Genomic DNA, 1647 nt, shown 5'->3' with positions numbered 1-1647 from the left:
CCACAATGCACCGTTTGACCTCGGATTCCTGAACCACGAATTCGGCATGCTGAAACTGCCGTCTTTCGACGATCACATCGGCGGCGTGATTGACACGCTGGTGCAGGCGAAGGAAATGCGTCCCGGTAAGCGCAACTCGCTGGACGCGCTGTGCGACCACTTCGGCATCTCCAACGCCCACCGCAAACTGCACGGCGCGCTGCTTGACGCCGAGCTGCTGGCCGATGTGTACTTGGCCATGACCCGGGGCCAGAATTCGCTAGGGATGGACATCGTGGTGGAAGCCAGCGGTGGCGGCATCCAGCTGGAGCAGGTGGCCTTGGGCGAGATCATCGTCATGCGCGCCTCCGACGACGAAATCGCCGCCCACGAAGACCTGCTGAACGGTCTCGACAAAGCCGTCAAAGGCAGCTGCGTCTGGCGCACCCCCGCTGCTTGACGTGCTCTATGGCGGCATCTATAATGCTGCTTCTTCGGGAGGTTAGCTCAGGGGTAGAGCACTGCATTCACACTGCAGGGGTCGCAAGTTCGAAACTTGCACTTCCCACCAGAATTCTCAAAAGGCCTGCGTTCATCGCGGGCCTTTTTCATTTCCAATGCGGGGTCAGATCTGACCCCGAATAAAAAAGCCGCCGGGCTTGCGCGTGGCGGCTTTGTGGTGCGGGAAGTTCGATTAGAACTTGTACGCTACGCCTACGGACAGGTTCTTGGTGTCGTTGGCAACGCGCTGGAACTCGACGCGAGCGGATACGTTGGCGTTGAAGGCGTAGCCCAGGCCGATGCCAGCCAGGGTGCCATTGTCGTCGGCAGAGTAGCCACGCACGTCTACTTTCAGATTGTTGTAGCCCAGACGGCCGAATGCGGAGAAGCCGTTGCTGAACGGTACGGAACCGATTACGGACACAGCGGCCTGCTTGGTCTTAGCGTCGAAGCCCATGATCTTGAAGGTGCCCAGGTCGCGGTAGCCCACTTCCACTGCTACGTTCTGGTTGAATTGGTAACCTGCGAAACCGCCTACGCTGGTTTCTTTGCCGAAGTCGTCCACTTTGGTGCGGCCGACGTCTGCGCCGATGTAGAAGCCCGCGTCAGCGGCTTGAGCGGCGATGGAGGTAACGGCGAGGATTGCTGCGGCGATGAAATTCTTGTTCATTTTTTTCCTTGATAATTATTACGTTGCCATCATTGATCTGAGGCAACATAGCATTTTACCAATTGCCAAAAAGTATTGCAAGATTGATTTCCATGCGGATAGACATTGATTTCCTGCCGCGCTAGCTCGCGCCACGGATTCCCCGTCTGCGTTAATGTTCTTGCATGAATGACCAGCGAATTGATCCGACTCTTTCGCCTCTGAGCGGCATACCAGCGCCGGAGGCGTCGCCACGTCCGGCCGATGCGCCGACGGTGCAGCATGATGTGCCGCCGCCCGGAGCGCGTATGCCTCCTGCGCCGAAGCATTCGGCGTCGCCGTACGCGACGTTGCCGCCGGGCGGCAGGCGCGTGGCGGAGGCGGCCGCCGCTGCGGCAGCGGATTCAGCACATGGCGCGGGAATGCATGCCAACTGGGCCACACCGGTCGGCGCCACCACGCATCCGGACTTCAAGCCGGGCGCCGAGCACCCGGACTTCAAGCCGGGCGCCGAGCAC

The 1647-nt window shown here is 59.9% G+C and carries 2 protein-coding genes, 1 tRNA gene and 1 pseudogene; 3 read left to right on the top strand and 1 reads right to left on the bottom strand.

The window, feature by feature from the left end; genetic code table 11:
* Together AB4Z11_RS31055 and AB4Z11_RS31050 are read left to right on the top strand one after the other, a co-directional pair.
* Positions 1–439 (top strand): exonuclease domain-containing protein (locus AB4Z11_RS31055; protein ID WP_442029937.1); only part of this gene is annotated, 439 nt, incomplete at its 5' end.
* A 36-nt stretch (positions 440–475) separates the two neighbouring features.
* Positions 476–550, top strand: a tRNA-Val gene (locus tag AB4Z11_RS31050).
* Positions 551–673: 123 nt separating this feature from the next.
* Here AB4Z11_RS31050 and AB4Z11_RS31045 read toward each other — a convergent pair.
* Positions 674–1150: an outer membrane beta-barrel protein gene (locus AB4Z11_RS31045; protein WP_442029935.1), complete on the bottom strand. Its 477-nt coding sequence runs from the start codon at positions 1148–1150 to the stop codon at positions 674–676.
* Between the two features lie 164 nt (positions 1151–1314).
* On the opposite strand from AB4Z11_RS31045, the pseudogene AB4Z11_RS31040 reads away from it, so the two are divergent.
* Positions 1315–1647, top strand: a pseudogene (locus AB4Z11_RS31040) (hypothetical protein); the annotation flags it as partial.

The sequence above is a fragment of the Pseudoduganella sp. RAF53_2 genome, from assembly GCF_052113985.1.
Lineage (GTDB): Bacteria > Pseudomonadota > Gammaproteobacteria > Burkholderiales > Burkholderiaceae_D > Rugamonas.
Note: the sequence above shows the minus strand (reverse complement) of the source record. Positions and strands in the feature narration are given on the sequence as shown.